The following is a 26,157-nucleotide window of genomic DNA, read 5'->3' as shown; positions in this document are numbered from 1 at the left end:
AAACAGACCGTGAGGACCATTCGAATGGACATGTTGTGGAGCGGCTGGGGCGACCCGGCCAAGGCGGCGCCGCTGCCCGACGCGGTGACCGGCCTCCTGCGGGACCTGCTCGGCGTCACCCCGCGCGAGAGCGGCCCGGCGACCCTCGACGCCATCGAACCGCCCGCCCCCGCACTCACCGACGAGGCGCGCGCCGCGCTGCGCACGGCCGTCGCCGCGCCGGACGGCCTGCGGGACGACGCCGAGAGCCGCGTCCGGCACACCCGCGGCAAGTCGACCCCCGACCTGCTGCGCATCCGCGCCGGCGAGGTCGACGACGTCCCGGCCGCCGTCGTGCTCCCGGGCAGCCACGACGAGGTCCTCGCCGTGCTGCGGGCCTGCGCCGAGCACGGTCTCGCCGCCGTTCCGTTCGGCGGCGGCACCTCCGTCGTCGGCGGTCTCGCGCCCGCCACGAAGCGCCCGTTCGTCGCGCTCGACCTGCGCCGCCTGGACCGGCTCGTCGCCGTCGACGAGGTGTCCCGCACCGCGACCCTGCAGCCCGGCCTGCGCGGCCCGCAGTGCGAGGCGCTGCTCAACGAGCGCGGCTGGACGCTCGGCCACTTCCCGCAGTCGTTCGAATGGGCCACCGTCGGCGGCTTCGCCGCCGCCCGCTCCAGCGGCCAGGCCTCCGCCGGATACGGCCGCTTCGACGAGATGGTCCTCGCCCTCACGGTCGCCACCCCCGAGGGCACGCTGGAACTCGGCCGGGCCCCGCGCTCGGCCGCCGGCCCCGACCTGCGCCAGCTGATCCTCGGCTCCGAGGGCGCCCTCGGCGTGATCACCGCGGTGACCGTGCGGGTCCGCCCGCTGCCGGAGAAGCGGATCTACGAGGGCTGGCGCTTCGCCTCCTTCGAAGCCGGCACCGCGGCACTCCGCCGGCTCGCCCAGGACGGCCCGCGGCCCACCGTGCTGCGCCTCTCGGACGAGTCGGAGACCTTCGTCGGACTGGCCCAGCCGGACGCCATCGGCAGCACCGAACTCCCGGAGAAGCCGGGCTGCATGGCGATCGTCGGCTACGAGGGCACCGAGGCGGACACCACCGCCCGCCGCGCCGCCGCCCGCGAGGTCCTGCTCGCCTGCGACGGCGAGTACCTCGGCGAGGAGCCCGGCGACAAGTGGGAGCACGGCCGCTACAACGCGCCCTACCTGCGCGACGCCCTCCTCGACGCCGGCGCCTTCGCCGAGACGCTGGAGACGGCCGCCTTCTGGTCCGCGATCCCCGGCCTGTACACGGCGGTACGCGACGCGCTGACCAGCACGCTCACCGAGGCCGGCACCCCGCCGCTGGTCATGTGCCACATCTCGCACACGTACGAGAACGGCGCCTCGCTGTACTTCACCGTCGTCTCGGCGCAGGGCGAGGACCCGGTCGCCCACTGGGCGCCGGCGAAGCGCGCGGCCAACGAGGCGATCCTGGCGGCGGGCGGCACCATCAGCCACCACCACGGCGTCGGCACCGACCACCAGGACGGCTACGTCCAGGAGATCGGCCCGCTCGGCATCCGTATGCTGCAGGCGGTCAAGGCCGAGGTGGACCCGTCCGGAGTACTCAGCCCCGGAATCCTCGTCCCGGTCCGCTGAGCCGGCCGTCCGCCGAGCCGTCCGCGCGCCGCGCCGGTCGTCCGTCGATTCGTCCGCGCGCCGTGCGGGTCGTCCGTCGATTCGTCCGCGCGCCGTGCGGGCCGTCCGCCGAAAACCTGCCGTCCGTCCGCTGAACCCCCTCGTCCGCCGCTTCGTCTGCCGCCCGGAGGCCTGACCCATGCGACAGTTCACCGCCGTCGTCAACCCCACCGCAGGGGGTTCCAGTGGCACGGCGGGTCTGCTCCCGCTGGCCCGGCTGCTCCGGGAGGCGGGCGCGCGGCTCGACACCGTCTACAGCCGCAGCCTGGAGCACGCGCGGGAGATCGCCCGGGAGGCCGGCGCGCGCGGCCACGTCGTGCTCGCCGTCGGCGGCGACGGCATGGCCGGCTGCGTCGGCGGGGCGCTCAGCGGCACGGACACGGTGTTCGGCCTCGTGCCCGCGGGCCGCGGCAACGACTTCGCCCGGGCCCTGGGGCTGCCCACCGACGCACCGCGGCTCGCCGAGGTGCTGCTCGAGGGCACGCCCCGGGCCGTCGACACGATCGAGGTGGAGTCCGCGGCACACGCCCGGGTCTGCGTCCTCGGGAGCGTGTACGCCGGCGTCGACGCGGTGGCCAACCGCCACGCCAACCACTCGCGGCTGCTGCGGGGAGCGGCGTCGTACTACGTCGGCGGCCTTCGGGCCGTCCTCGCCTGGAAGCCCGCCACGTACCGGCTCACCGTCGACGGGGAACGGCACGAGCGCACCGGATACACGGTGGTCGCGGCGAACTCCGGCTTCTACGGCTTCGGCAGGAACATCGCGCCGGGCGCACGGCTCGACGACGGTCTCCTCGACGTCGTGGTGATCAAGGCGGCGCCGAAGCGCCACTTCTTCGCCATGATGAACGAGCTGAAGACGGGCGCGCACCTGGAGCGACCCCAGGTCGAGATCCTGCGCGGCAAGGAGATCCGGATCGAGGCCGACCGCCCCCTGCCGTACGGCGCGGACGGCGAGGTCGACGCCACCCTGCCGGTGACGGTCCGCGTCCGGCCCGCCGCCCTCAACGTCCTGGCTCCCTAGGGTCCTCCCCGGGAAACGCCCGGCCCGGGCCGCCCGGCCTGGGCCGCCCGGCCGGGTCGGTCCGGCCCGGGGGCGGCCGGCCCGTGGCCCGGCTTCACGCGGGCGGCGTCGGGGCCAGGACCACGAAGTCCGCGTTCGACGGGTCGAGACAGACGGCGAGCCGGCCCACGCCCTCCGCGTCGGCCGGCCCCATCTGCACCGAGCCGCCGTTCGCCGTCACCGCCGCGGCCGCCGCGTCGCAGTCGTCGACGGCGAACACCGGGTGCCAGTAAGGGCGCCCGCCGGCCAGCGCCAGGTCCTCCTTCGACAGCTCCATGAGACCGCCCTGCATCCGCTCCTCGGGCAGACCGACGGGCGTGATCAGGGTGTACGTGCCTCCGCCGCCCGGCAGTTCCATGTCGCTGAACTGCCAGCCGAGGACGCCGCCGTAGAACTCCCGTGCCGCGGTCGCGTCGCTCGTGTACAGCTCGGTCCAGTTGAGCGAGCCCGGCTTGTCGACCAGCTCCACGCCCGTGTTCGTCCCGGGCTGCCAGACGGCGAACTGGCCGCCCAGCGGATCGGTGTACTGGGCCATCCGGCCCCACTCGTCCAGGTCCCTGGGCGCCACGCGCACCGTACCGCCCGCGCTCTCGACGGCCTCCGTCGTGGCGTCCGCGTCGGTGACCGTGTAATAGATCATCCACGCCGACCGCGCGCCCTCCTCGGTCAGCTTGCCGAGGCCCGCGACGATCTTGCCGTCCTTCCGGAACATGCCTCCCTCCATGTCCTCGCTCTCTCCCATCGACTCGTAGTCCCAGCCGAGGACAGCGCCGTAGAAGTCGGCGGCCGCGCGCACGTCCGGCGCGCCGAGGTCCAGCCAGCAGGGGGTGCCGGGGGTGAAGTCCGTGGTGATCATGGGCCTTGCCTTTCACGGAAGCGCGGGGATGCGCGGGACGGAGGTGCTGGTGTGTCTCCTGCGGTCATTCGTCCGTACGACCACAGCCTGACATCCGCCACTGACAGTCGCCCCCCGGCCGTCAGCGCCCGCAGGTCGTGCCCGGACCGACCTTCGTGAGGTGCACCAGATAGTCCTCGACCTTCCGGTCGACGCACGCGTCACGGCCGTAGCCGGTGTGGCCCGCCCCCTCGAAGGACAGCAGCATGCCGCCGGGGAACTGGCGGGCCAGGCTCACCGCCTCCTCGTACGGCGTGGCCGGGTCGCCCGCCGTGCCCACGACCAGGACCGGCGGTACGCCCGGTGCGTTCACCCGGTGCGGGCGCTGCGGTCCGGCCGGCCAGTCCTTGCAGACCAGCTCGCCGGTCAACCCGCTGGTGCCGTACACCCCCGCCGCGCGGTCGGCGGGCCCCAGGGCGTCCCAGTAGGCGCGCTCGTCCCGCGGGTGGGGCACGTCGAGGCAGTTGACCGCCAGCAGGGCGGCGTCGCTGTTGTCCTCGGGCACGGAGTCCGCGGACGCGGCTCCCGTCTCACCGTCCACCGACCCGTCCTCCTCTTCCTGCCCGTCCCCCTGTACCGGCTGCTCTTCCTGCTCCTGTTCCTGTTCCTGTTCCTGCTCCTCGTCCTCGGGCCGGGCCTCGTCGCCCGCCGCGAGAGCCGCCAGCTTCGTACCGTCACCGCCGTCCGCCGCTGCAAGCGCCTCGGACAGGGCCTCCCACTGGGCCTCCGGCGTGTACATGGACAGGCTGAGCGCGGACACCAGCGTCGCCGCGTCCAGGCCCGAATCGGAGCCGTCGACCGGCAGAGGCTCGCGCTGGGTGCGCTCCAGGAGCCGGTCTATCAGCGCCCGTATCTCCCCGGGCGTGGCACCGGGACAGCCGTCGCCCACCGTCTCGCCGCAGGTCCGCGCGTAGTCCTCGACCGCGTCCCGGAAGCCGGTGGCCTGGCTCAGCATCCGCTGCCGCCAGTCGAGCGACGGGTCCACCGCCCCGTCCAGGACCATCGCCCTCACCCGGTGCGGGAACTGCTCGGCGTACGAGGTGCCCAGGCTCGTCCCGTACGACCAGCCGACGTAGGTCAGCTTGCGCTCGCCGAGCGCCGCCCTGAGCACGTCGAGGTCCCGCGCCGCGTCCACCGTGCCGACGTGCGGGAGCAGCGGGCCGCTGGCCTTCCGGCACGCGTCGGCGGTCGCCCGGGCCTCGGCCAGGACCTCGGCGCGCTCGGCGGCGGTACGGGGGTGGAGCGGCGCACCGGACGCCTCGGCCGTGTCGCCTGACGCCTCGCCCGACTCCGACTGTCCGGGGGTGAGGCAGGTCAGGGCCGGCCTGCTCTCCCCGACCCCGCGCGGGTCGAAGGCCACGATGTCGAAGTGCTCGCGCACGCCGCGGCCCAGCTCGTCGGCCAGGCCGTCCCTGAGCGCCTGGACGCCGCGCTCGCCCGGCCCGCCGGGGTTGTAGAGCAGGGCGCCCGTGCGCCGTCCGGCGGTCGCGGTGGCCGCCTTCGCGACCGGCAGCACGAAGGTCCTGCCGTCGCCGGGCCGGGAGTAGTCCATGGGCACGGTGAGCGAGGCGCACGCCAGGTCGCCGCAGGGCTTCCAGTCCAGCTTCTGCCCGTAGAAGCGCCGCAGGTCGGGGCGTTCGGCCGGATCCACGGCGGCCCTGGCCCCCGGCCTTCCGGCGTCGGGGCCGGATCCGGCCGTGCATCCGGCCGCCAGGGAGGCGGCGCCGAGGACGGCGAGGGCGATGACGAGTGCCTGGCGGCGGCGAACGGCGGCGCGTATCACGAGTTGCTCCCTGAGTGGTCGGTCCGGGGAAGCTTCGCGCGCGGATGCTGAGGATTTCGTGAGGGCGTGAGGGCGTGAGGGCGTGAGGGGGCGTGGGCGTGCGTGGGGCGCGAGGCGTGAGGGTGTGAAGGTGCCACGCGTAAGGGTTGGGCCGGCGCCGCCTGGCCTACCGGCGGATCAGTCGGGTGTCGGCAGGCGCAGGACGAAGCGCGCCCCGCCGTGGGCGGTGACGGGTGCCGTGAGGGTGCCGCCGTGGGCGTGGGCGACCCAGGAGGCGATGGAGAGGCCGAGGCCGGTGGAGCCCGAGCCGCTGCGGAAACGCTCGAACAGCGCGCCCGCGACCTCCGGAGGCAGGCCGGGTCCCGCGTCCTGCACCGTCAGCGTGCCGTCCCGCGTGACCGTGAGCAGCACGTCCGCCGGAACGCCCGGCGCGTGGCCGTGGGTCAGCGCGTTGCCCAGCAGATTGCCCACCGCCCGGCGCAGCAGGTCGGGATCGGCGAGGACGACCGTCTCCTCGGCCTCGACCCGCACCCGGTGGCCGCGCGCCGGTCCGTCGGCGGCCTCCTCGGCGACCGCCTCCACCAGCTGGTCGAGGCGGAGCGGCTGGCGCGCCACGGCCGCCGTCCCGGACATCAGCCGGGCCCGGGTGAGCAGCCCGTCGACCAGCCGGCCCATGCCCTCCGCCAGACGCAGCGTGCGCCGGTGCACGTCCGCGCTGTCGGTCTCCCCGCGCAGGGCCGTCTCCGCGAGGGTCCGCAGCGAGGCGGCGGGGGTGCGCAGGTCGTGCGCGGCGTCCGCGAGGAACGCCTCCTGCTGGGAGAGGGCCGTCAGCGCCGGCCGTACCGCCCGCCCGGAAAGGACGTGACCGACGGCCGCCGACAGGAGCACGAGCACCGCGCAGCCGCCCGTCACCAGCCACACCAGACGGCGGTGGTCGTCGCGCTGGGCCGTGGCGTCGGCCAGCGTCACCAGGACGCCCTGCGGACCGTCGGCCTCGGCGCCGTCCGCCGCGGTCTCGTCGTCCGACGGATAGAACGGCATCGCGAACACCCGTACCGGCGCGCCGTCCGTCGTCCGCCGGTCGAAGGCGCGCGGCTCACCGGCGCGTGCCGCGGCCCGGCCGGCCTCCAGGACGGCGCCCGGGCCCACCGTGAGGCACGGCCCCGCCGGGGCGTGCCGGACGGTGAGGTCGCCCGGGTCGTCGCCGTTCACGAGGAGGACGGTGAGCGGCGGGCACGCGGTGTTCACGTTGTCCGCCAGGACGCCGGTGTCCAGCCGCCCCTTCTCGTCGGTCTCCAGGAGACCGAGCGCCCAGCTGGTGTCCGCGTCCATCGCGTGGTCGAGCTGCTCCCGCCAGCGCCCGCTGTCGCTGCGCACCGCCAGCACGCCCATCGTGATCAGGCCCAGCGCGCTGGTCAGCGCGAACAGCAGGCTGATGCGGCGGCGTAGCCGCAGCACGCGGGCGGTGGGCGTGAGCGGCACCGCGGTCCGTGACCGGCGGGGGAGTGCGGGCCGCCGGGCGCGGCGGACGGCCGTCACGGCGCGCCGGGCGGCGCGAGCCGGTAGCCCACCCCGCGCACGGTGTGGATGAGCGAGGGGTCACCGAGCTTGCGGCGCAGCTGGGAGACCAGCACCTCCAGCACGTTGGACTGCGGCTCCGCCATCTCGTCCCAGCAGCTCTCGATCAGCTCGGCCCGGGGTACGGCCTGGTCGGCGCGGGCCGCGAGCACCTCCAGGACGGCGAACTCCCGGCCGGTGAGCGTGAGCAGCACTCCGCCCCGGCGGACGTGCCGCCGCGCCGTGTCGATCTCCAGGTCGCCGACGCGGTGCACCGGCGGGCGTACGACGGCGGCGCGGCGGCACAGGCTGCGCACGCGGGCGACCAGCTCGGGCACCGCGAACGGCTTCACGAGATAGTCGTCGCCGCCGCTGGCGAAGCCCTCCACCCGGTCCGCCACCGTGTCACGCGCGGTCAGGAACAGCACCGGCACCGCCCGCCCGGCGCGCCGCAGCCCCTCGACGTAGCCGGCGGCGTCCCCGGACGGCAGCATCCGGTCGAAGACCGCGCAGTCGTACGCGGTCACGAACAGCGCCTCGTCGGCCTGGGGCAGATCGGCCGCCTCGTCGACGGCGAGCCCCGCGGCCCGCAACGCGGCGGCCACACCGAACCGGAGGTTTTCGTCGTCCTCGACGAGCAGAACGCGCACGTCGCACACCTTAAAGGGTGGCCGTGCCGGGGTCAGGTCGCGGTACCGTCCCGCCATGTACCCATCATCCGAGAACGGCGCCTCCAGGCCGCCCGTCACCGCCGAAGACCTCCACCACGCCGTACGCCTCGCCGTGGCCGCGCTGCGCGAGGCCCCGCCCGAGGCGTGGGACGGCAACGCCGGCTCACTGGAGTGGGACTGCTGGGAGACCGTCGAGCACCTCGCCGACGACCTCTTCGCGTACGCCGTGCAACTGGGCCCCTCCGCACCGCCCCTGGACGCCGACGTGCCCTTCGTCTGGCACAGCCGGCGCCCCGGAGGTCCCCAGAACGCCGTCCACGCCGACCGGACCGCGGGCCCCGCCGGACTGCTCCAGGTCCTGGAGGCGTGCGGGGCGCTGCTGGTCGCCATGGTGCGCACCACGCCCGCCGAGACCCGCGCCTACCACTGCTTCGGGGTGTCGGACCCCGAGGGCTTCGCGGCCATGGGCATCGTCGAGACCCTGGTCCACACCCACGACCTCGCGCAGGGCCTCGGTCTGACCTGGGAGCCGCCCGCCGCGCTCTGCGCGAGGACCCTCGCCCGGCTCTTCCCGGACGCGCCCTCCGACACGGCACCCTGGCCCACCCTGCTGTGGGCCACCGGCCGCGCCCCGCTCGCCGGACACCCGCTCCGCACCAGCTGGCGGTGGGACGGCACGCCCCGGCCGTAGGCCGCCGGGTACGGGCGACGGCGGCCGTCGGGCGGCCGTGGCCGGGCGTTGTCAGACCCTCCTCGTAACGTCGGGGGAGAAGGGTCCGGAAGACGCCGGACCCACGGGCGCGAGGGAGCGGTCATGGGTGAGATCAGTGTGGACCGGCGGCAGCTCGACCATCTGCTCGCGGACAGCGCGAGCGGGTACGACGTGCCGTACCAGGAGGCCTTCGCCGCCCTCGCCGCCTCCCACCGCGGGCGGCCCGTCGAGACGATCGTGCCGCTGCTGCGGGCGGCGGCCGAGCGGTCGCTGCTCGGCTTCACCCCGGCCGACCTCCTCGACCAGGCCCGGGCCATCAGCAGCGGAGCCCCGTACGAGCTGCGGATCCGCGTCACGGGCAGATAGCGGCGCACCGGGCGCGTCAGCGCCTGCCGGTGGCTCAGCGTCCGCCGACGGTTCAGAGTCTGCCGGCGATCAGGGCCTGCCGACGGTTCAGCATCTGCCGGTGGCTCAGCGCCTGCCGGTGGTCAGGGCCTCGCGGCCGATGCCGAGTTCGCGGACGAGTGCGTCGTCGACCCACTCCAGCATCGTGGCGCGGCTGAGCGCTCCTCCGTACGAGGTGGTCTGCACGGCCAGTCCGTCGAGCAGGGCGGTGAGCCGCCAGGCCGTGTCCTCCGGGCTGTCGCAGACGAACTCGCCGGCGGCCACGCCCTCCGCCACGACCTCGGCGATCGCGGCCTTCCACCGACGGTCGAGGTCGTGGGTGACCTTGCGCAGCGCGGGTTCGCGCAGTGCGGCGGCCCAGCCCTCGATCCACAGCCGCCAGCCCTTGGCCTGTCCGGTCGGCGCGTACCAGCGCACCGCCGACCGCAGTCGCCGGGTGGCGCTGGTGCGCGGCTTGTCCACGATCGCGCGCAGCTGGGCGAGGTCGCCCTCGGCCGCGTGGGCGAAGGCCTCGGCGACGAGGAGCTCCTTGGTGGAGAAGTGGTACAGCACCAGCGAGCTGCTGACTCCGAGGGCCGAAGCGACGTCCGACAGACGCACGTTGCCGATGCCGCGGGCCTCGATCTGCTCGACGGCGACGCGCAGGATCTCCGCCCGCCGTTCCTCCACGCTCAACCGGACTCTGGCCACGGGCTCACCCTACACAGGCCACCACGGGAAGCGTCATGCGTAGCAGCCGAAGCGTCCGGCGATCTCCGGCAGCCGGTCGGCGACCAGGCGGTGCGCCGCGACCCGTGGCGTGGTCCCGTCCGCCTCGGCGCGGTCCAGTACCTGTCCGACCAACGCCCGCATGGCGTGCCGGATGTGCGCGAAGGCCTCGTCCGCGTCGGCGCCGATGTCACCGAACAGCGTCCACCACCACCATGCGTTGGTGGCCGAGTTGACCACGACGTCCGGAAGGACCGTGATCCCCCGGGCCGCCAGGCGTTCCTCCGCCTCCGCGAGGACCGGCATGTTGGCCGCCTCCACGACCCAGCGGGCCGTGATCCCGGCCTCGTTGTCCGCGTCGACCGCGTACGACACGGCCGCCGGGACCAGTACGTCGGCGTCCGCCGACAGCCAGGCGTCGCCGGGCAGTTCGGCGTCGCCGGGACGCAGCGCGGCCCGGTCCACCGTGCCGTACGCGTCGCGCGCGGCCAGGAGCGCCTCGACGTCCAGTCCCTCGGGGTTGGCGACGGTGCCCTTGACGTCGGCCACCGCCACCACCCGCAGCCCGGCCGCGGCCAGGAAGCGGGCGGTCGCCCCGCCCATCGTCCCGAAGCCCTGCACCGCGACGCGCGTCCCCGCGTGCGGCACCCCGGCCCGGTCCAGCGCGGTCAGCACGGACTCCGCGACACCGCAGCCGCCGGCCAGCTCGTCGAGCCCGATGCCGTCGACTTCCACCGCGAACGCGTCGGCGAGCCGCCGCCGCGCCGCGGCCTCGTCGTCGAGCAGCGGGTAGACCGCCTGCACGGAGGAGACCAGGCCCGCCTCGGCCACCGCCCGGTCCACCAGGTCCTGGGTGAGCCCCAGGTCCTCGCCGGTGGTCCAGAACCGCTCGACGTACGGGCGCATCGCGCGCAGATAGCGGACGAGCACGCCGTACGCCTCGGGGTCGCGCGGGTCGCAGTCGATGCCGCCCTTGGCGCCGCCGAGCGGGACGTAGCGGGCCCGCGGGTCGTAGTGCAGGGCCTCCTTCATCGTCATGCCGCGGGCGAGTCCGGTGACCTCGTCGAGGGTGCAGCCCGCGCGCATCCGCAGCCCGCCGCTGGACACACCGCGCACCAGCCGGTCGATGACCAGAAAGCCCTGACGTCCCGTCACCTGGTCGGTCCAGGTGACCGAGAGGAGCGGGGCGGCGCCCGGCGCGGGGCCGGCGGAAGAGGCCGGGACCGGGGCAGCGGCCGGGACCGGGGCAGTGGCCGGGGCAGGGGCGGACGTCGTCATCGGGCGGACTCCTCGGGGACGGTGACGATGGTGGGGCCGGGGGCGGTCAGGGCCGTGGACAGGGCGGCGGCGAGTTCCTCCGGCGAGCGGGTGACGGCGCCCCGCCCGCCGTACGCCCGGGCCAGCGCCGGCAGGTCGACCGCCGGCAGGTCGACGGCCACGGGCTCGTCCCCGCGCGCCGCCATCTCCTCGCGGATCTCGCCGTACCCGCCGTTGTCGAAGACCACGACCGGCAGCGGCAGGCCCGACTGTACGGCCGTGGCGAGCTCCTGCACGGAGAACTGCAGCCCGCCGTCACCGCTCAGGGCCACCACCTGCCGGCCGGGGCACGCGGTCTTGGCGCCGATGGCGGCGGGGAGCGCGTAACCGAGGGTGCCGAACCCGGTCGGGTGGAGGAAGCGTCCCTCGGGGCCGACCGGCAGGTGCGGCAGCGCGCCGTAGTAGCAGCACCGGGCGCTGTCGGAGGTGATGACGGCGTCCTCCGCGAGCACCCGGCGCATCTCCCGCAGATACGGCCGCCAGCGCGCGTCGCGCGTACGGGTCTCGTCGTCGCGGGTGGTGCGCAGATCGGTGACGAGCGCACCGACGTCGGCCTCGTCGTCGCGGCCCGCGGCGTCACGGTCCCGCCCCCGGCACGCGTCGAGCAGCGCGCCGAGGACCGCTGCCGCGTCCCCGACCAGCGGGACGTCCGCCGGGAGACCCGCGTACATCTGGGCCGGGTCGAGGTCGACCCGGATCAGGCTTCCGCCGAGCGCCGGCAGCGGACCCCAGACGTCGGACTCGGCGAGCTCCGTGCCGACGGCGAGCACCACGTCGCGGTCCGCCAGCCACTTCTGCACGGCCGGGCTGTGCAGGGACACGCCCAGCGACAGCGGATGCCGCTCGTCCACGACGCCCTTGCCGTTGGCGGTGGTGACCACCGGCGCGCCGAGCAGGGCGGCGAGCGCCCGGCACTCGGCCGAGGCAGCCCGCGCGCCGCCGCCCAGGACGAGCGCCGGCCGGCGGGCCGCGGACAGCGCGTCCGCCGCCGCGCGGACCGCGGCCGGATCGGGCAGCGCGGGCCCGGTGGGCGGCGCGATGCGGACGGGCCCGGCCGGTTCGACGGCTTCCAGCAGGTCCAGCGGCACCTCGATGTGCACGGGCCGGGGCCGGCGCGTACGGAAGAGGGTGAAGGCCCGCGCCACAGCCGCACCGATCTCGTCGACGGAGGACACCCGGTGGCTGACCGCGGCCACGCCCCGCAGCGCGTCCGTCTGGCTGCGCATCTCGTGCAGCAGACCGGTCGACTGCCGAGGGTGCCGCAGCGGCATGCCGGGCGACACCACGAGCAGGGGAACGCTGTCGGAGTACGCCTGGCCCACCGCCGCCGCGATGTTCAGGAGCGCGGGACCCGTGGTGGTGACCGCGACGCCCGGACGGCCGGACAGCCGGGCGTAGGCGTCAGCGGCGTAGCCCGCGCCCTGCTCATGACGGCTCGTCACATGCCGGATTCCGTAGGGGCGGAGATGGCGGTAGATCTCCAGGTTGTGCGTCCCGGGAATGCCGAACGCGTCCGTCACGCCGTGCGCGGCCAGCGCGCGGACGACGGCCTCGCCGCCGGTGAGCGACCCGGCGCCGGTGAGGGGCCGGCCGTGGCCCGGGGCCTCGCGTGACCCGGGGGCCGGCTCGGTCGGGAGGTCGGACACGGTCTCTCCTGGCAGGGTGCGGGCAACGGGCCTACTGACTGAACCGTCAGTCAGTATCAGGAGCGGTGGGTGCGACTGTCAACGCCTGGAGGGAGGTCACCGCCCCGGGGGGGCGCGAGCGCGGGGCGGGAACGATTCCACCGGGGATCCCGTAGGGTCGGAAAATGGCCAAGTACTTCGACGTCCACCCGCAGTCCCCGCAGCCGCGCACCATCGGCACCGTGGTCGACAGCCTCCGGACCGGAGCGCTCATCGCGTACCCCACGGACTCCTGCTTCGCGCTGGGCTGCCGGATCGGCAACCACGAGGGACTCGAGCGGATCCGGTCCATCCGACGCCTCGACGACCGGCACCACTTCACCCTGGTGTGCGAGAACTTCGCCCAGCTCGGGCAGTTCGTCCACGTCGACAACAACGTCTTCCGCGCGGTCAAGGCGGCGACGCCGGGCAGCTACACCTTCATCCTGCCCGCGACGCGGGAGGTCCCGCGCCGCCTGATGCACCCCAAGAAGAAGACCGTCGGCGTCCGCATCCCCGACCACAACGTCGCCCGCGCCCTGCTGGCCGAACTCGGCGAGCCCCTGGTGTCGAGCACCCTGCTCATGCCCGACGAGGACGAGCCGATGACCCAGGGCTGGGAGATCAAGGACCGGCTCGACCACCTCGTCGACGCCGTCCTGGACTCGGGCGACTGCGGCACCGAACCCACGACCGTCGTCGACTTCTCCGGCGGTGAGCCCGAGATCGTACGGCGCGGGGCCGGTGACCCGACGCGCTTCGAGTGACCGGGGCCCCTCCCGTCAGACCGTCCGCAGCCCCAGGCCGGGGAAGGCGAACTCGTACGGAGGGCGGTACTCGGCCTCGCCGCCCAGCAGCAGGTCCGCGGGCCGCTCGACGCCGGCCGCGATCGCCGTGCGGACCAGCAGCCGCGCCACGGCACCCGCGTCGACCTCGCCCGGACCGCCCGCGTCGGTCCGCCACGGGGCCTCGCCGTCGAGGCGCGGATCCTGACGGCCCGGCGGCAGCGACTCCCCGCGCGACCAGCCGAGAGCGGCGGCGTGCTCCCCGCGGGCCGTCTCGGCGACGTCGTACTCGGTGAAGTCGAGGCGGAGACGCGTGTCGGACGTGATGCAGAACAGCAGCGGCGTCGCCGTGCCGGGGATCCGCCCGTACAGCGGCATGCTGTGCGCGATGCCGAGCGCGTACGTCTCCGCCGGGAGCGTGCGCAGCAGGACGGCCAGGCCGAGGCCCAGGTCCTCCCAGTCGCGCGGCTGCTCGTGGCGCGGATGGTCGATGCCGAGACCGGAGTCCTGCCCGACTCCCAGGAAGCCCGTGCCTTCCCGCTGGTACCACTGCTCCCAGATGCCGCTCGGTTCGAGCACGAGCTCCGGTCCCTCGGCGCCCGCCCGCAGCTCCAGGGTGGTCCCGCCGCGCCACCAGCGCAGGAAGGGCCGGCCCCAGCGGGGATCCGTCCGCGGGCCGGGCGGGCGGCGGTGGCCGTGCGCCCCGAGGAAGCCCGGCAGACCCAGTTCCTCGCGCAGCGCGTCCCCGACACGCCGGAACTCACGCGCCTGCGCGAGGGCGTCCGCGGCGGGCCGGCTCACCGGCAGCACGAGTCGCGCCGCGTCCCCGTACACCTCGGCCGGCTGCCCGAGCCGGTCGGCGAGCTCCCCCAGCCCGTTCGCGGACCCGTCGAGGTCCCAGGCCGCCTCCGCCATCGTCCGGGCGGCCGTCACCATGGTCTCCGTGCTGATCATGGAGCCATGCTGTCAGCCGTGACCGACAGCCGGGGCACCCGACCTGCTGCGATGTCGGCGGGCCGGGTTAGTGTGCCCTCATCGGCGAAACGGCATGACAGAACGACGAACCGACGCAGAAGACGCAGAAACGGAAGAACGGAGGCCGACCATGGGCAGAAACCGTGCCGGCCGGCCGCCGGGCACCCGGATCAACCACGACGGGCTGACCCAGCGCCAGCAGCAGATCCTCGACATCATCCGCACCCACACCCGGCGGCACGGGTTCCCGCCCTCGATGCGCGAGATCGCCGCGGGTGCCGGTCTGCTCAGCACGTCCAGCGTCTCGCACCAGATCCGGGCCCTGGAGAAGAAGGGCTTCCTGCGCCAGGACCCGCAGCGTCCGCGCGCCTACGTCCTCGCCGACGCCAGGCCGGACGACGACGCGGCCGACAGCGGCCGCGAGAGCCGTCTGGAGCGGGAGGGCGAGCGCCAGGCGGTGACCGTGCCGCTGGTCGGCCGGATCGCGGCAGGCGTGCCCATCACGGCGGAGGAGATGGTCGAGGACACCCTCGTGCTGCCCGCCCAGGTCGTCGGCGCCGGCCGGCTGTTCGCCGTGACCGTCGTCGGCGACTCCATGCGCGACGCCCACATCGAGGACGGCGACGTGGTCGTCGTGCGCGCCCAGGACACCGCAGACGACGGCGACATCGTCGCCGCCATGCTGGACGGCGAGGCCACCGTCAAGCGCCTCTCCCACGACGGCCCGCACGTCTGGCTCAACCCGGCCAACCCCCGTTACGAGCCGATTCCGGGCGACGAGGCGGTCGTCCTCGGCAAGGTCGTGTCCGTCCTGCGCCGCCTCTGAGCCTCCGGCCGGGCTTCGACGGCGGCCGGCCACCGCGGCGACCGGCCACCGCGGCGACCGGCCACCGCTGTGCCGGACCCCCGTCCCCGCACAGCGGCACCGGGCGCACCGGCCTCGACTCGGGCGGCCGGACTCCGGCTCAGTTCAGCGCCGAGGCGTCGGGCACCACGACCCCGTACACGTCACCGATGGTCGCGAGCGCGCCGAGGTGCAGCTGTTCGGCGGAGACCACGCCGCCGGGCGTGGCCAGCGGGCGCGTGGCACACGCGTCGGCCACGACCGTCGGGCGGTTGCCCCGCAGGAAGGCGCCGGCGGACGTGAACGCCACGCACATGTGGGTCATGAACCCGGCGACGACGACGTCCTTGTGGCCCGCGGCGTCCAGGAGCTCCCCGAGACCGGTGCCGACGAACGCGTCGGGCGCGGTCTTCACCACGACCTGCTCGCCCTCGGCCGGCGCCACCCGCGGGTGGATCTGCCCGATCTCGGCACGGATGTCGTAGGGGGTGCCCTCGCCGCCGTCGTTGATGACGTGGATGACCTCGGCGCCGGCGGCCCGGGCCTTGGCCAGCAGCTCGGCGGCGGCGTCGAGGGCCGTCTCCCAGCCGGTCAGCTCGAGCACGCCCTGGGTGTAGGTGTTCTGGTAGTCGACGAGGATCAGCGTCGACGCGGCGAGCGAGGCCGGGGTCTGGTCGAAGCCGCTGAGCTCGCGCAGGCTGGTCGAAGGCATGCTGGTGGACATGGGTGTCCCTTCTCGGGGTGTGGTCGGACACGGCCGGAGGAGCGGGCCGCGACCGCTTCGCGCGGTGGCCCGGTGGCCGTGCGTCCACGCTACGAACCGGCCCTGGATGGCGGCAATGTCATGTGACTTGCAGATCCGGACATCGCCGCCGCCCTGATCGTCGAGCGGGGCCCGATTCCCCGATTCCCCGATTCCCCGATTCCCCCGATCTCCCGGTCAGTCCGTCAGTCGTTCAGTCGGTCAGTCGGGCGGTCGGGCAGCCGAGCGGGGGCTCGCCCGGCCGGGCGTCGGGGACTCGCCCGGCCGGGCGAGGACGCCGGCGGTGGCCGCCCGGCCCCCCCGGGCACGGGCGGCCGCCTGGTGCGGGCGAGGGCAGCGATGCCTCGGTCAGGGGCGGTCAGGAACGGCCCCGTCCACCGTCCCGGCCCTCCCCGGACCGCGTGCATCGCCACCGCCCTCGCCCCGGCGATCATCCCGGCGGCGAACCGGGTCTTCCCCAAGCCCGGTTCGCCGCCGACGAAGACCGCCCGTCGCGCCCCGAGCGGGCTTCCCGAGGACCACGGCGAGGCGGGCTCATCTCCTCATCCCGGTCCACGGTTCCCGACGGGCCGGGCCGGTGCGGGCGTGCGGATCCGTCATCCGCCTCCCGCTCCGGCCCGCTCGGCGGCGCGTCGGGGACGACGATAGGAAGCGGCCGGGTGCCGCTTGCAGCCGTCCGTTTGGGGGGCTTGCGGGGTGGGGTCACCCGGCGTCGAGACTGTCCTCGCGGACCCGTCGGGCGAGGTCGATCTTCGTGTACGCGGGGCGGCCGGCCTGCTGGTACTTGGCCTTGACCCGGTCGAGGTAGTCCTTCGCCGTGTGCACGGTGATTCCGGCGCGCCGGGCGGCGGACTTGAGGGTCAGGCCGGACGCGTAGTCGAGCAGGATCTCCCGTTCGCGCGGCGAGAGTCTCGGCCGGGAGGGGCTGTCGTCGTGGGCGCAGGCGAAGGCGAGTTCGGGGGAGTGGGCACCGTGTCCGGCCACCACCTCCTTGATGGCGGCGACGAGGGTCGGCAGGTCGTTGTCCTTGGTCAGATAGCCGTCGGCGCCGGCCCGCAGGGACTCGATGACCCGGGTGCGGTCGGGGACGGTGCTGATCACCAGGACCCGGCTGCCGGCGGCGAGCAGCCGCCGGATGTTGTCGGCCGGGGCCGAGTCGTCGCGGAGCATCAGGTCGAGCAGCACGATGTCCGGCGGCGCCGGAGCGTCGGCAGGAGTCACCGTGGCCAGCAGTTCCCCGACCGTGGCCGCTGTGGCCACCAGCCGCAGCTCCGGTACGCGGCCCAGCCAGGACCGCATGCCGTCGAGCAGCATCCGGTCGTCGTCGACCACGGCGACGGTGATCACGCCGGCCATCGCAGCTCCACCCGTACGCCTTCGCCGGGCGCGGTGTCGACGACGGCCCGGCCGCCCACCTCGGCCATCCGGGCGTGCACGGATCCGCGCAGCCCGAAGCCGGGCACGTGGTGCTCGGGGTCGAAGCCCGGTCCCCGGTCGACGACCGTCACCACGGCGCCCGCTCCGTCGGCCTCGCCGGTCGCGGTGAGATAGGCGTGACCGGTGCCCGCGTGGCGGCGCACGTTGTTGAGGGCCTCGCGGGCTGCGTCGGCGAACGCGGCGGCGACGGCGGGCGGCACCTCGGGCAGGTCGTGGTACTGGGCGGTGACCCGCAGCCGGAGGCTCTCCACGGAGCTGACGGCCTCCTCCAGGGCGGCGCCCATCGCGGGGTGGTGGACCTCCTCGGCGGTCTGCTGCACGAGCCGGCGCAGGTACGCGGCCTCGCGGGCGCAACGCTCCCGCACCTCGGGCGCGTTGGCGTCGATCCCGCCGGCCGCGAGCGTGGTCAGGGTGGCGAGCACGGTGTCGTGCAGCGCCCGGTGGTGGTCGAGCCGTTCGGCGTAACGGGCCTTCTGGGTCTCGGCGGCGAGCGCGCGGGCGTTCGCCTCGTCGAGCAGCCGGCCCTGCCGGCGCAGGTACCACCACATGACCCAGGCCATCACGGCGGAGGACAGCAGCGAGTTGAGGTGTCCGCCGAGCACGGCCCGGCTCGCGCCCACCAGGTGGTAGCCGACGAGGTGGGTCGCGACGAGCAGGGCGACGGCCACGAGGGCCTGGAGCCGGGGGAGGGCGATGGCCGCGGCGGCGCTCGCCGAACCGCCGAGCAGCATGGCCCAGCCGATCGCCGGCGTCTCCCGCAGCCCGCCCCACGCGTACAGGGCGAAGGGCAGCAGGCAGCCGGTGACGAGGACGTCGGCCCGTACGTGCCGGGCGTCGAACCAGCCGCGCCGCAGGGCGGTTCCGTACACGAGCAGGCTCAGGCCGAGCGCGGCCGCCATTCCCAGGTAGGGCAACGGCTGGCCGGAGCGGCGCTGGGCGACCGCGAGGACGCCGACGGTGAGATGGCTCGCGCGGTACAGGAGGGTGGTGAGGATCATGAAGGACCGGGCGCGCTGGAGCGCGGACCCCACGCCCTTGGACTGCCGCCGCGCACGCGCCGCGGTCGCGGCGCACCACCCCATGGACCGCGACCAGACCATGGACCGCGACCACGTCACGGATCGCGCCCACGCCGCGGATAAGGACCCCACCGGCAAGACCGTGCCTCCCGTACCACCATGCCCCCGACCGTCCCCGTCGTCCCGCATTCTGCCCGAGTGCGCACCGGCCGGCAGGGCCGCTACCAGCCGATTTGTGGACGATGCGAAGGCGGTGTGCGGCTGTTGTGCCCGGAGGTCGTACTGAGGGGTAACAGGCCCGTGCCGAGGGCTTGTTGAGGGCGGTACGGTCATGCTTCCCTCGGGGGAGCCTTGCTCGCTTACCGCCGGTAAGCCCTGTCCGGAGCCGGAAGAAGGAACCCCCATGCCCTCTCCCCGTACGCCCCGTCCCGAACCCCTCCCGCGGTCCCCGCGCGGCCGGCGCCGGCGGATCGGCGGCTCCCTCGCCGCCGCGCTCGCGCTGCTCGCCGCCGTCGCCGGCTCCGGCGCCACCGCCGCGCCGGCCGCCGCGGCCCCGGCCGCCGCCGACGTGGGGCGCAGCGCCGCCGGACTCCGCGAGGTGATGTTCGTCGGCAACAACTGGGACGGCACCGCCGACGTGATCGAGTCCCGCGGGGAGTTCCGCCGGGTCGGGCGCGTCAACGTCATCCCCGACCGCGAGGAGCGGATGCGGGAGATCTACCTCGACCCGGTCAAGCTGGCCTTCTTCCTGGGCGTGCGAAACGGGCCGGGCGAGGGCCACGACCAGTTCGTCGACGACATGTACGCCACGCCCGACGGCTCCGCGATGGTCGTCTCCCGGCCCAGCTTCGCCGACGTGGTCTCCGTGGACCTGCGCACCGGCCGGATCAACTGGCGCTTCCCCGTGGCCGGTTACCGCTCCGACCACATGGCCGTCTCGCCCGACGGCACCCGCGTCGCCGTCTCCGCGTCCACCGCCGACACCGTGCACGTCCTCGACGTCGTCACCGGCCGCCAGCTCGGCTCCTTCAAGACCGGCGCCAAGCCCCACGAGAACGTCTTCACCTCCGACGGACTGCTCTGGAACATGTCCATCGGCGAGGTCACCACCGCCCTCGACGCCCCCTGGCTCGACTGGACCAAGGGCGACCGGAAGATCACCGTCGTCGACGCGAACACCTTCAGGACGGTACGCGTCATCGACATGCGCGAACGGCTCGACGCCTTCGGCCGCGGCGACCTCTCCGACGCCGTGCGCCCCCTCGTCTTCACGCCCGACGAGAAGAAGATCTACTTCCAGGTCTCCTTCTTCAACGGCTTCCTCGAGTACGACGTGGCCACCGACCGGATCACGCGCCTGAAGACGCTGCCCGGCAACCCGGCGACCGACCCCGACCGCACCACCTGGGTCAACGACTCCCGCCACCACGGCCTCTCGATGAGCCCCGACGGCACCAAGCTGTGCGTCGCCGGCACCATGGACGACTACGCGACCGTCGTCGACCGCGCGACCCTCGCCCATGGTCCGCTGGTCGAGACCGCCAAGCCGTACTGGGCCACCGTCAGCGGCGACGGCCGCTCCTGCGTCGTCTCGGAGAGCGGCGCCGACCGGGTCAGCGCGATCGACTTCGCCACCGGCGAGCGGGTCGCCTCCGTCCAGGTCGGCGACCACCCCCAGCGCGTACGGCTCGCCCACGTGCCCGCCGACTGGACCGGCCCCACGACCGGCTGACACCGAGCCGACGCGCCGTCATGGCGGAAAGGGGCCTGCCGGGCACTCCCGGCAGGCCCCTCCGTACGTCGACCCCTTCGACGCCCGGCGGATCAGGACCTGGTGACCTTCACCTCGTAGAGCGAATAGCCCCAGCCGGTCGCCCGCCGCTCGCCGTGGACCCGCACGTAACGGGCCGGCTGCGAGGCGAACTCCGCCGTGTCGTAGCCACCGTCACCGGAGTCCGTGGACCACACCGAGCGCCAGGTGCTGCCGTCGTCCGACAGTTCGATCCGGTACGCCCGCGCGTAGGCCGCCTCCCAGTCGAGGGTGACCCGGCCGACCCTGCGGGACGAACCGAGGTCCACCTGCCACCACTGGTCGTCGGACCACTCGCTGGCCCAGCGGGTGCCGGTGTTCCCGTCGGTGGCGAGTCCCGGCGAGTAGTCCACGAACGGGTTCCACCACTGGGTGGTGCTCGCGGCGGTCGGCGCCCCGGACGCGAGGTTCACGCCGAGCTCGTGCCGCTCGGTGGCCTTCCAGGTCGTCAGGTACGACTCGGCGCCGCGCGACAGCTCCTCCACGACGGCCGGACCGCCCGGCGTGAGGCGGATCTGCTCGATCCAGTCCGGGACCAGACCGTTGTGCGCGGCACCGTCCTTGTTGAGGTCCCAGGTGCGTTCGCCCGTCACCTGCCGGTCGAGCACCGAGCCGCCGTCGAAGCTCTTGAACGGGTACTTCACCGCGTTCGGGGCGCTCTCGCCGACCGGACCCGGCCAGCCGCCGACACCGTTCATGTCGGTGCCGTACCCGAGGCCGACGCCGTACTTCTTCCGCAGGTCCGCCTTCTGCGCGGCCTCGCCGACGAAGCCCTCGGCGCCGTGCATGTACGGGGCGACGAAGCCGCCGAGGCGGTAGAGCCGCTCGGTCCAGTCCAGGTCCATCCAGCTGTGGGTGGACAGGACGCCCGGGTACTCCTCGGACTCCAGGATGTCGAGCGCCCGGCCCGCCGCCTTGACGCTCATGTGGTCCAGCTCCAGCATCATCCCGCGCTGCATCATGCCCTTCACGGCGTACTCGCCGAGCCGGGTGAGTCCGCGCTTGTTGCACCGGGCGTCGGAGGCGTACGAGGGGACGGTCACGCCGGCCGGCAGCTTCTCGGCCATCGCGGCCGGGGCGGCGGCCAGGCCGATCGGGTTGTCGGTCTGCGGGCCCGCGCACTTCTCCGTCGCCCAGAACGTCCCGGTGGACAGGAACTGGCCGATGTTGACCGCGACACCGGTGGTGCCGCTGTCGAAGCGGACGCCGCACAGCGCGTTGTCGAACTTGTGGCACAGGAACATGCTGCGCACGCCGAGGCCGTACAGCTCGTCGAGCCCCTTGTCGATGTCCGCCTGGTCGCACTGGGCGACGTCGAGGATCATCTTGCAGCCGAACGGCTCCGAGGTCTCCACGCCGAGGACGACCGCGAGCTTGCCCTGCTCGATCACCGAGCGGGCCTGCGCCGAGTCCGTGACGACGCGGAACCAGCCCTTGCCCGGGCCGCCGTACATCCGGTCCACGTAGTCCTGCAGCTCGTAGGTCTTGCGCGCCTCCAGACGGATCGCGTCCATCTCGTCGCAGCCGCGGTCCCGCGGCAGGAGCGAGCAGATGAGGCCGTTGGTGACGAGGTCGTTGACCAGGACCCGCTGGCCGCCGCGCCAGGCCCGCTCGACCCACGCGTAGTAGTTCTGCTGGTGGCTCAGGGAGTCGTGGGCCGGCCAGTGCGTGAAGGTGGGCCAGCCGACGGGGTCGTGCTTGCCGTTGTCACCGCCGGTGAGGTGCTCGAAGAGCGCGCCCGAACCGTCGGGGTAGTGCTCGGGACAGTCCTTGAGCGCGTCGGCGATCCCCGCGGCGGAGAAGGTCTGGCCGCAGATCATGCGGCCGCCGAAGCCCTCGTTGGACATGAGGTGGTTGTGGGCGTCGACGAAGCCGCGCACCTTGCCGGAGGCGTCCGTCCCCGTGAACGGCGCGCCCGTGACGTTGATCTGGGAGTCGGGCGCCGGACGGGCGGCAGGCTCCCACCAGGAGCCGCCCGTGTCGGCGGCGGGGACCGGACCGGCGCCGAAGACGACGGTGGCCAGGGCGATGAACAGGGACACGAGCGCGAACCGGCCGCCCGCCCCGCGTGTTGATGGTCGATTCATGGTCAGCGATGCCTTCGGTCATGGGGGATACCGGGCTGCGAGCCGTCCAGGGGTGTTTCTTGCGGTAACAGCGGCTCCGGGCCGAGGATCGCGAGGAACGCGGAGTGAGTCAAGAGTCCGGGTCACATGACCTGTTGACGATCGCTCAGCCCTCGACGAGCGCCACCAGGTGGTCGGCGGTCGCGTCGAGCAGCGCCTCGGCGGCGCGGTCGTCCCCGAGCACGAGGTACTGGAGGGTGAGCCCGTCGATCGTCGCCGCGAGCACCCGCGCGACCAGTTCCACCGGCACCTTGGGCGCGATGCCGCGCACCGCGCACACCTGCTCGACGAGGACCACGGCGGACGCCACGTACTGCTCGTACTGGGCCCGTGCGAGCCGTTCGAAGCCCTCCTCGCGCAGCGCGTACTGGGTCAGTTCGTAGGTGAGCATGTGCTCGGCCGGGTGCTCCGTCACGTGATCCCAGTACGTCCCGAGCGCGGCCCGCACCGTCTCGCGCAGCGTCGCGCGCGGCTCGACCGCCGACATCACGCGGGCCACGTAGGTGCCGGTGATGGAGCCGATCGCCGCCTCCAGGAGCTCCTGCTTGGAGTCGAAGCAGTAGTGGAAGACGCTGAGCGAGACCTCCGCCTCGGCGCAGATCGCCCGCGTCGTCGCCCGCGCCACCCCGTCCCTGGCCATGACCCGGACCGCCGCCTCGACCAACTGCCGGCGTCGCTCCGCCGACGGCATCCGTGCCATGCTGCCTCCTCGCGTCGGGCGCCAGGGTAACCGCCCGCGCGCTCACACCACCGGGTACGCCCCCTGGAACGCGAGCCGCGCGTCCGCGTCCGCCCCGATGCCCCCGAGCACGTCGTCGAGCTCCAGGAACACCTCCCACCGCTCCCTCCCGCGGGCCGCGAGCCGGGCCACGACCAGGTCCTCGAGCTCGGGCAAGCGCCTGTTCTTCCACACCTTGACGGCGAGGCTCACCAGCAGGTCCTCGATCCCGATGCCCGGCCCGCCCCACGCCGCGTGGGTCGCGGCGAACCGGGCGAGCCGCGGCGGCACGCCCTCGGCGAGCAGGAGGTCCCGGCCGGCGGGTTCGTGGGCGGAGCCCGGCCCGGACAGTTCGGCGCGGTGCCGGACCTTGCCGATGTCGTGCGTGGCGGCGCCGAAGAGCACCGCCTGGCGGTCCACCTCCAGATCGGGGAACCGCTGCGTGAGTTCGTCGAGAAGGCGTACGGCGACGTCGTGCACGGCCCGCAGATGCGCCACCAGGCGCGGCGGCGCTGCCAGTCGGGCGAGGAGTTCGGCGACGGGGCCGGGCAGCGGCCGTAGCGGCGGGTCGTCGAGGTCGTCCAGGGCGAGGGAGAGGAGCGGGGCGGCGGGCATCGGATCAGGCTAGGCCGTTTCTTTCGGACCCGGCCAGGATCCGGAAGATACGGCCTGGCCGCGACCGGCGGAAGGGGCCGTTCCGTGTCGGCTTTCCGAACTGACGGGTACGCAGACCTTGTCAGTGCAATTTCACATTACTATGTTACAGCTCGCGCGGTGAGCTCGACGACCGTCAACTCCCCTGCGAGCCAGGGGAGTTCGCCGCGCGCACGCCATCCCCCACTTCCAGGAGTCCAGGTTGTCCCAGCACAGAGTCGTGCGCAGCTCCCTCCTCGCCACCGCCGTCGCGGTGACCCTCGTCGCCTCCGCCGGACAGTCCGTCCAGGCCGCCGAGCGACCCGCCCCGGCCCGCGCGCAGGCCCCCGCGGCCTTCCCCGCACCCGCGCCCAACCCCTTCGACGAGGTCGAGCACCTCGCCGACGCCCGCGTCGCGAAGCCCGCTCCGGCCCCCGCCCCCGGCGGCATCCAGGCCCGCGTCCCCGGCCCCGCCACGCCGAAGGCCAGGGCGGCCCGCACCACCGCACCGGCCCTCGCCGCGGGCGTCCCCTGCACCCTCGACGGCGTCACGGGCCTGTCACCCGAGCAGTTCGCCGACTTCCTCGCCGACCCCGCCGTCACCGCCGACGGCTGTCTGCGCAACCTCATCTGGACCTGGGACGCCCGCCTCGCCCCGGTGATGTCCGACGCCCACGTGCAGGCCGTCGCCCGCCGGATCTCCACTCTGGCCGCCGCCCACGACGGCCGGAACTCCACCCACCTGGAGGAGATGTTCACCTACCTCCACGCGGTGGCCTACCACGACTTCTCGCGCATCGAGATCGACATCACCGACGCCCCCACCGTCGACGCGGTCCGCCGCGCGATCGCCGACCTCGGCAACGCCGCCCGCACCTTCGACGCCACCGCCTCCAACGCCCGCACCCTGCGCGAGGCCCTCTACATCGGCAGCGCACCCGGCCTGCGCCAGCACCAGCTCGGCCTCATCGTCAAGGTCCTCGCCACCATGGACGGCGCGCACACCGCGACCAATCAGGACCCCACCTGGGGCGGCGCCGCCCTCGCCGCGCTGTCCGTCAACTACCTCGGCGTCTACCCCGGCAACCAGGACACCGCGTTCCACGCCGCCGCCAAGGCCGACCCCGCCTACCGGGCCGCCTTCAAGGCCTTCGCCGGCCACACCCACCTCAAGGGCACGGCCAACGCCTGGGTGGTCCGCGACGCGCTCTCCGAGTACGGCCGCTTCGGCCAGATATCCGGCCTCAAGGACGCGGTCACCGCCGATCTCGGCGGCCTCCTCGCCCCGGTCGAGTCCCGCTTCGGCGCCGGCAGCGCGCCGTGGGCGAGCCTGGTCAACTGGCTCAACTTCTACGAGGCCTGCGCGCCCTACAACGTCTGCAAGGCCGACATCGAGAAGCGCATCTTCCCGTACACGTACACCTACGACAACGGCGCCATCAAGGTCCGCACCGGCCTCGACCGGGCCACCGTCGACCAGCTCTACTACGCGAGCAAGCAGGTCAAGGCCCAGTACCACCGCGTACTCGGCACCGAGCAGCCGCTCGCCGGAGACCCCAACACCACCCTCAACATCGTCCTCTACGCCTCCCGCGCCGACTACGAGAACTACCACCCGATCCTCACCGGGTACTCCACCAACAATGGCGGCATCTACATCGAGAACGGCGCCACCTTCTACACCTACCAGCGCCGCGTCCCGCAGGACTCCACGCTCACCCTCGAAGAGCTCTTCCGTCACGAGTACACGCACTACCTCAACGGCCGCTTCGCGGTCCCCGGCTTCTTCGGCGAAGGCCCCTGGTACGAGGGCGACCGGACCACGGCCATGGACGAGGGCACCGCCGAGTTCTTCGACGGAGCCACCCGCGACAACGGCATCGCCGTCCGCAAGTCCCTGGTCCGCGGCATCATCAACGACACGGCCGGCGGCGGCCCTCGCATGAGCGTGCGCCAGCTCCTGCACGCCACCTACGACGGCGACGGCTTCCGCTTCTACAACTACGCGGGCACCTTCTTCGAGTTCCTGTGGACCGAGCGGCCGTCCCAGCTCCGCGAGATGTACGCGCGGCTGCGCGCCAACGACGTCGCGGGCTACGACGCCTGGCGCGAACGCCTCAGCGCCGACGCCGGCCTCCAGGCGGCCTACGACCGCTTCCTCGACGCCCAGATCGCCAAGGTCAACGACCTGTTCGTGCCGAACACCACGTTCACGCCCAACGAGCAGCTCACGTACTCCACCGTGGCGGGCGTCAGGACGGCCTTCGCCGGCGCCACCTACAGCAACCCGGACTGCGTCGAGAACGGCGACCCGGGCAAGCGGCGCTTCGTCTGCACCGGCCGGATCACCGCCAACCTGAGCAACGCGAACAGCGGGGACCAGGTCTTCAAGGACATGTCCGAGACGGTCGACTACTTCATCCTGGACCGTGCCTCGGAAGCCCGTCTGAACAACCTCGACGACATGAACTGCTCCTTCGGCCCCGTGGAGATCTGGTCCACGAGGACGGCGGGCACGTCGAGCTACCGCTGCGAGGGCCCGCTCCGCACCTGATCACCACTGGTCAGCACCTTGGTCATCACCTGACCCACCGTCAACCCGGTGCCCGGGGG

Annotated in this window: 22 protein-coding genes; 8 read left to right on the top strand and 14 right to left on the bottom strand. The window is 73.8% G+C overall.

What is annotated here, in order from left to right; translation table 11 throughout:
• The first annotated feature begins 24 nt into the window (after nucleotides 1-24).
• Nucleotides 25-1,620, top strand: a complete 1,596-nt coding sequence (locus tag ACFWJO_RS19265; protein ID WP_386866608.1) for an FAD-binding oxidoreductase — start codon at nucleotides 25-27, stop codon at nucleotides 1,618-1,620.
• Nucleotides 1,621-1,798: 178 nt separating this feature from the next.
• A complete protein-coding gene (locus tag ACFWJO_RS19260) occupies nucleotides 1,799-2,683 on the top strand; it encodes a diacylglycerol/lipid kinase family protein (RefSeq protein WP_386866606.1) in 885 nt (294 codons plus the stop codon).
• A 94-nt stretch (nucleotides 2,684-2,777) separates the two neighbouring features.
• Here ACFWJO_RS19260 and ACFWJO_RS19255 read toward each other — a convergent pair whose 3' ends face one another.
• From ACFWJO_RS19255 to ACFWJO_RS19240, 4 genes are all read right to left on the bottom strand, one after another.
• Nucleotides 2,778-3,578 carry a VOC family protein gene (locus ACFWJO_RS19255; protein WP_386866604.1) on the bottom strand — a complete coding sequence of 267 codons (801 nt, stop codon included), beginning with the start codon at nucleotides 3,576-3,578 and terminating at the stop codon, nucleotides 2,778-2,780.
• A gap of 121 nt (nucleotides 3,579-3,699) precedes the next feature.
• Nucleotides 3,700-5,400, bottom strand: a complete 1,701-nt coding sequence (locus tag ACFWJO_RS19250; protein WP_386866602.1) for an alpha/beta hydrolase — start codon at nucleotides 5,398-5,400, stop codon at nucleotides 3,700-3,702.
• Nucleotides 5,401-5,577: 177 nt separating this feature from the next.
• Nucleotides 5,578-6,882, bottom strand: coding sequence for a sensor histidine kinase (locus ACFWJO_RS19245; protein ID WP_386866600.1), 1,305 nt, complete (start codon nucleotides 6,880-6,882; stop codon nucleotides 5,578-5,580).
• Nucleotides 6,883-6,935: 53 nt separating this feature from the next.
• The gene (locus ACFWJO_RS19240) at nucleotides 6,936-7,607 is read right to left on the bottom strand and encodes a winged helix-turn-helix domain-containing protein (RefSeq protein WP_386866599.1); all 672 of its coding nucleotides are present in this window, start codon (nucleotides 7,605-7,607) and stop codon (nucleotides 6,936-6,938) included.
• Nucleotides 7,608-7,662: 55 nt separating this feature from the next.
• Between ACFWJO_RS19240 and ACFWJO_RS19235 the strand changes: the two genes are divergently transcribed.
• Both ACFWJO_RS19235 and ACFWJO_RS19230 read left to right on the top strand, forming a co-directional pair.
• On the top strand, nucleotides 7,663-8,319 hold the full coding sequence (locus tag ACFWJO_RS19235) for a hypothetical protein (RefSeq protein WP_386866597.1): 657 nt from the start codon (nucleotides 7,663-7,665) through the stop codon (nucleotides 8,317-8,319).
• Nucleotides 8,320-8,442: 123 nt separating this feature from the next.
• The gene (locus ACFWJO_RS19230; RefSeq protein WP_386866595.1) at nucleotides 8,443-8,706 is read left to right on the top strand and encodes a hypothetical protein; all 264 of its coding nucleotides are present in this window, start codon (nucleotides 8,443-8,445) and stop codon (nucleotides 8,704-8,706) included.
• A gap of 105 nt (nucleotides 8,707-8,811) precedes the next feature.
• On the opposite strand, the gene ACFWJO_RS19225 is transcribed toward ACFWJO_RS19230, so the two are convergent.
• Genes ACFWJO_RS19225 through ACFWJO_RS19215 form a run of 3 tightly spaced genes read right to left on the bottom strand, consistent with a single transcriptional unit; the run spans nucleotide 8,812 to nucleotide 12,416 of the window.
• Nucleotides 8,812-9,435, bottom strand: a complete 624-nt coding sequence (locus ACFWJO_RS19225) for a TetR/AcrR family transcriptional regulator (protein ID WP_386866593.1) — start codon at nucleotides 9,433-9,435, stop codon at nucleotides 8,812-8,814.
• A 33-nt stretch (nucleotides 9,436-9,468) separates the two neighbouring features.
• Nucleotides 9,469-10,731, bottom strand: coding sequence for a Glu/Leu/Phe/Val dehydrogenase dimerization domain-containing protein (locus ACFWJO_RS19220; protein ID WP_386866591.1), 1,263 nt, complete (start codon nucleotides 10,729-10,731; stop codon nucleotides 9,469-9,471).
• Complete coding sequence (locus ACFWJO_RS19215) at nucleotides 10,728-12,416, bottom strand: thiamine pyrophosphate-binding protein (protein ID WP_386866589.1); 1,689 nt, start codon at nucleotides 12,414-12,416, stop codon at nucleotides 10,728-10,730. The genes ACFWJO_RS19220 and ACFWJO_RS19215 overlap by 4 nt, the downstream gene beginning before the upstream one ends.
• A gap of 164 nt (nucleotides 12,417-12,580) precedes the next feature.
• Here ACFWJO_RS19215 and ACFWJO_RS19210 point away from each other — a divergent pair, with 164 nt between their 5' ends.
• Complete coding sequence (locus ACFWJO_RS19210; RefSeq protein ID WP_384409446.1) at nucleotides 12,581-13,201, top strand: L-threonylcarbamoyladenylate synthase; 621 nt, start codon at nucleotides 12,581-12,583, stop codon at nucleotides 13,199-13,201.
• A 15-nt stretch (nucleotides 13,202-13,216) separates the two neighbouring features.
• Here ACFWJO_RS19210 and ACFWJO_RS19205 read toward each other — a convergent pair whose 3' ends face one another.
• On the bottom strand, nucleotides 13,217-14,173 hold the full coding sequence (locus tag ACFWJO_RS19205) for a hypothetical protein (RefSeq protein WP_386866587.1): 957 nt from the start codon (nucleotides 14,171-14,173) through the stop codon (nucleotides 13,217-13,219).
• A 151-nt stretch (nucleotides 14,174-14,324) separates the two neighbouring features.
• On the opposite strand from ACFWJO_RS19205, the gene lexA reads away from it, so the two are divergent.
• Entirely contained in the window at nucleotides 14,325-15,020 is a 696-nt protein-coding gene (gene lexA, locus ACFWJO_RS19200) for a transcriptional repressor LexA (RefSeq protein ID WP_385689144.1), read from the top strand.
• A gap of 139 nt (nucleotides 15,021-15,159) precedes the next feature.
• Here the strand turns inward: lexA and ACFWJO_RS19195 are convergent, their stop codons facing one another.
• The 3 genes from ACFWJO_RS19195 to ACFWJO_RS19185 all read right to left on the bottom strand — a co-directional run bounded on the left by ACFWJO_RS19195 (nucleotide 15,160) and on the right by ACFWJO_RS19185 (nucleotide 18,356).
• A complete protein-coding gene (locus ACFWJO_RS19195) occupies nucleotides 15,160-15,750 on the bottom strand; it encodes a cysteine hydrolase family protein (RefSeq protein ID WP_386866661.1) in 591 nt (196 codons plus the stop codon).
• 753 nt (nucleotides 15,751-16,503) lie between these two features.
• On the bottom strand, nucleotides 16,504-17,157 hold the full coding sequence (locus ACFWJO_RS19190) for a response regulator (RefSeq protein WP_386866585.1): 654 nt from the start codon (nucleotides 17,155-17,157) through the stop codon (nucleotides 16,504-16,506).
• Nucleotides 17,145-18,356 (bottom strand): sensor histidine kinase, encoded by a 1,212-nt coding sequence (locus ACFWJO_RS19185; protein ID WP_386866583.1) that lies wholly within the window; start codon nucleotides 18,354-18,356, stop codon nucleotides 17,145-17,147. The genes ACFWJO_RS19190 and ACFWJO_RS19185 overlap by 13 nt, the downstream gene beginning before the upstream one ends.
• A 304-nt stretch (nucleotides 18,357-18,660) precedes the next feature.
• Here ACFWJO_RS19185 and ACFWJO_RS19180 point away from each other — a divergent pair, with 304 nt between their 5' ends.
• Entirely contained in the window at nucleotides 18,661-19,989 is a 1,329-nt protein-coding gene (locus tag ACFWJO_RS19180) for a YncE family protein (protein WP_386866581.1), read from the top strand.
• 92 nt (nucleotides 19,990-20,081) lie between these two features.
• Here ACFWJO_RS19180 and ACFWJO_RS19175 read toward each other — a convergent pair whose 3' ends face one another.
• From ACFWJO_RS19175 to ACFWJO_RS19165, 3 genes are all read right to left on the bottom strand, one after another.
• The gene (locus ACFWJO_RS19175; RefSeq protein WP_386866579.1) at nucleotides 20,082-22,154 is read right to left on the bottom strand and encodes a discoidin domain-containing protein; all 2,073 of its coding nucleotides are present in this window, start codon (nucleotides 22,152-22,154) and stop codon (nucleotides 20,082-20,084) included.
• Between the two features lie 145 nt (nucleotides 22,155-22,299).
• Nucleotides 22,300-22,893 (bottom strand): TetR/AcrR family transcriptional regulator, encoded by a 594-nt coding sequence (locus ACFWJO_RS19170; RefSeq protein WP_386866578.1) that lies wholly within the window; start codon nucleotides 22,891-22,893, stop codon nucleotides 22,300-22,302.
• Between the two features lie 42 nt (nucleotides 22,894-22,935).
• The gene (locus ACFWJO_RS19165; protein WP_386866576.1) at nucleotides 22,936-23,526 is read right to left on the bottom strand and encodes an HD domain-containing protein; all 591 of its coding nucleotides are present in this window, start codon (nucleotides 23,524-23,526) and stop codon (nucleotides 22,936-22,938) included.
• 241 nt (nucleotides 23,527-23,767) lie between these two features.
• Here ACFWJO_RS19165 and ACFWJO_RS19160 point away from each other — a divergent pair, with 241 nt between their 5' ends.
• Nucleotides 23,768-26,098, top strand: coding sequence for a collagenase (locus ACFWJO_RS19160; protein ID WP_386866574.1), 2,331 nt, complete (start codon nucleotides 23,768-23,770; stop codon nucleotides 26,096-26,098).
• Nucleotides 26,099-26,157: the final 59 nt, after the last annotated feature.

Source organism: Streptomyces sp. NPDC127092 (genome assembly GCF_042722475.1).
Taxonomy (GTDB): Bacteria; Actinomycetota; Actinomycetes; order Streptomycetales; family Streptomycetaceae; genus Streptomyces.
Note: the sequence above shows the minus strand (reverse complement) of the source record. Positions and strands in the feature narration are given on the sequence as shown.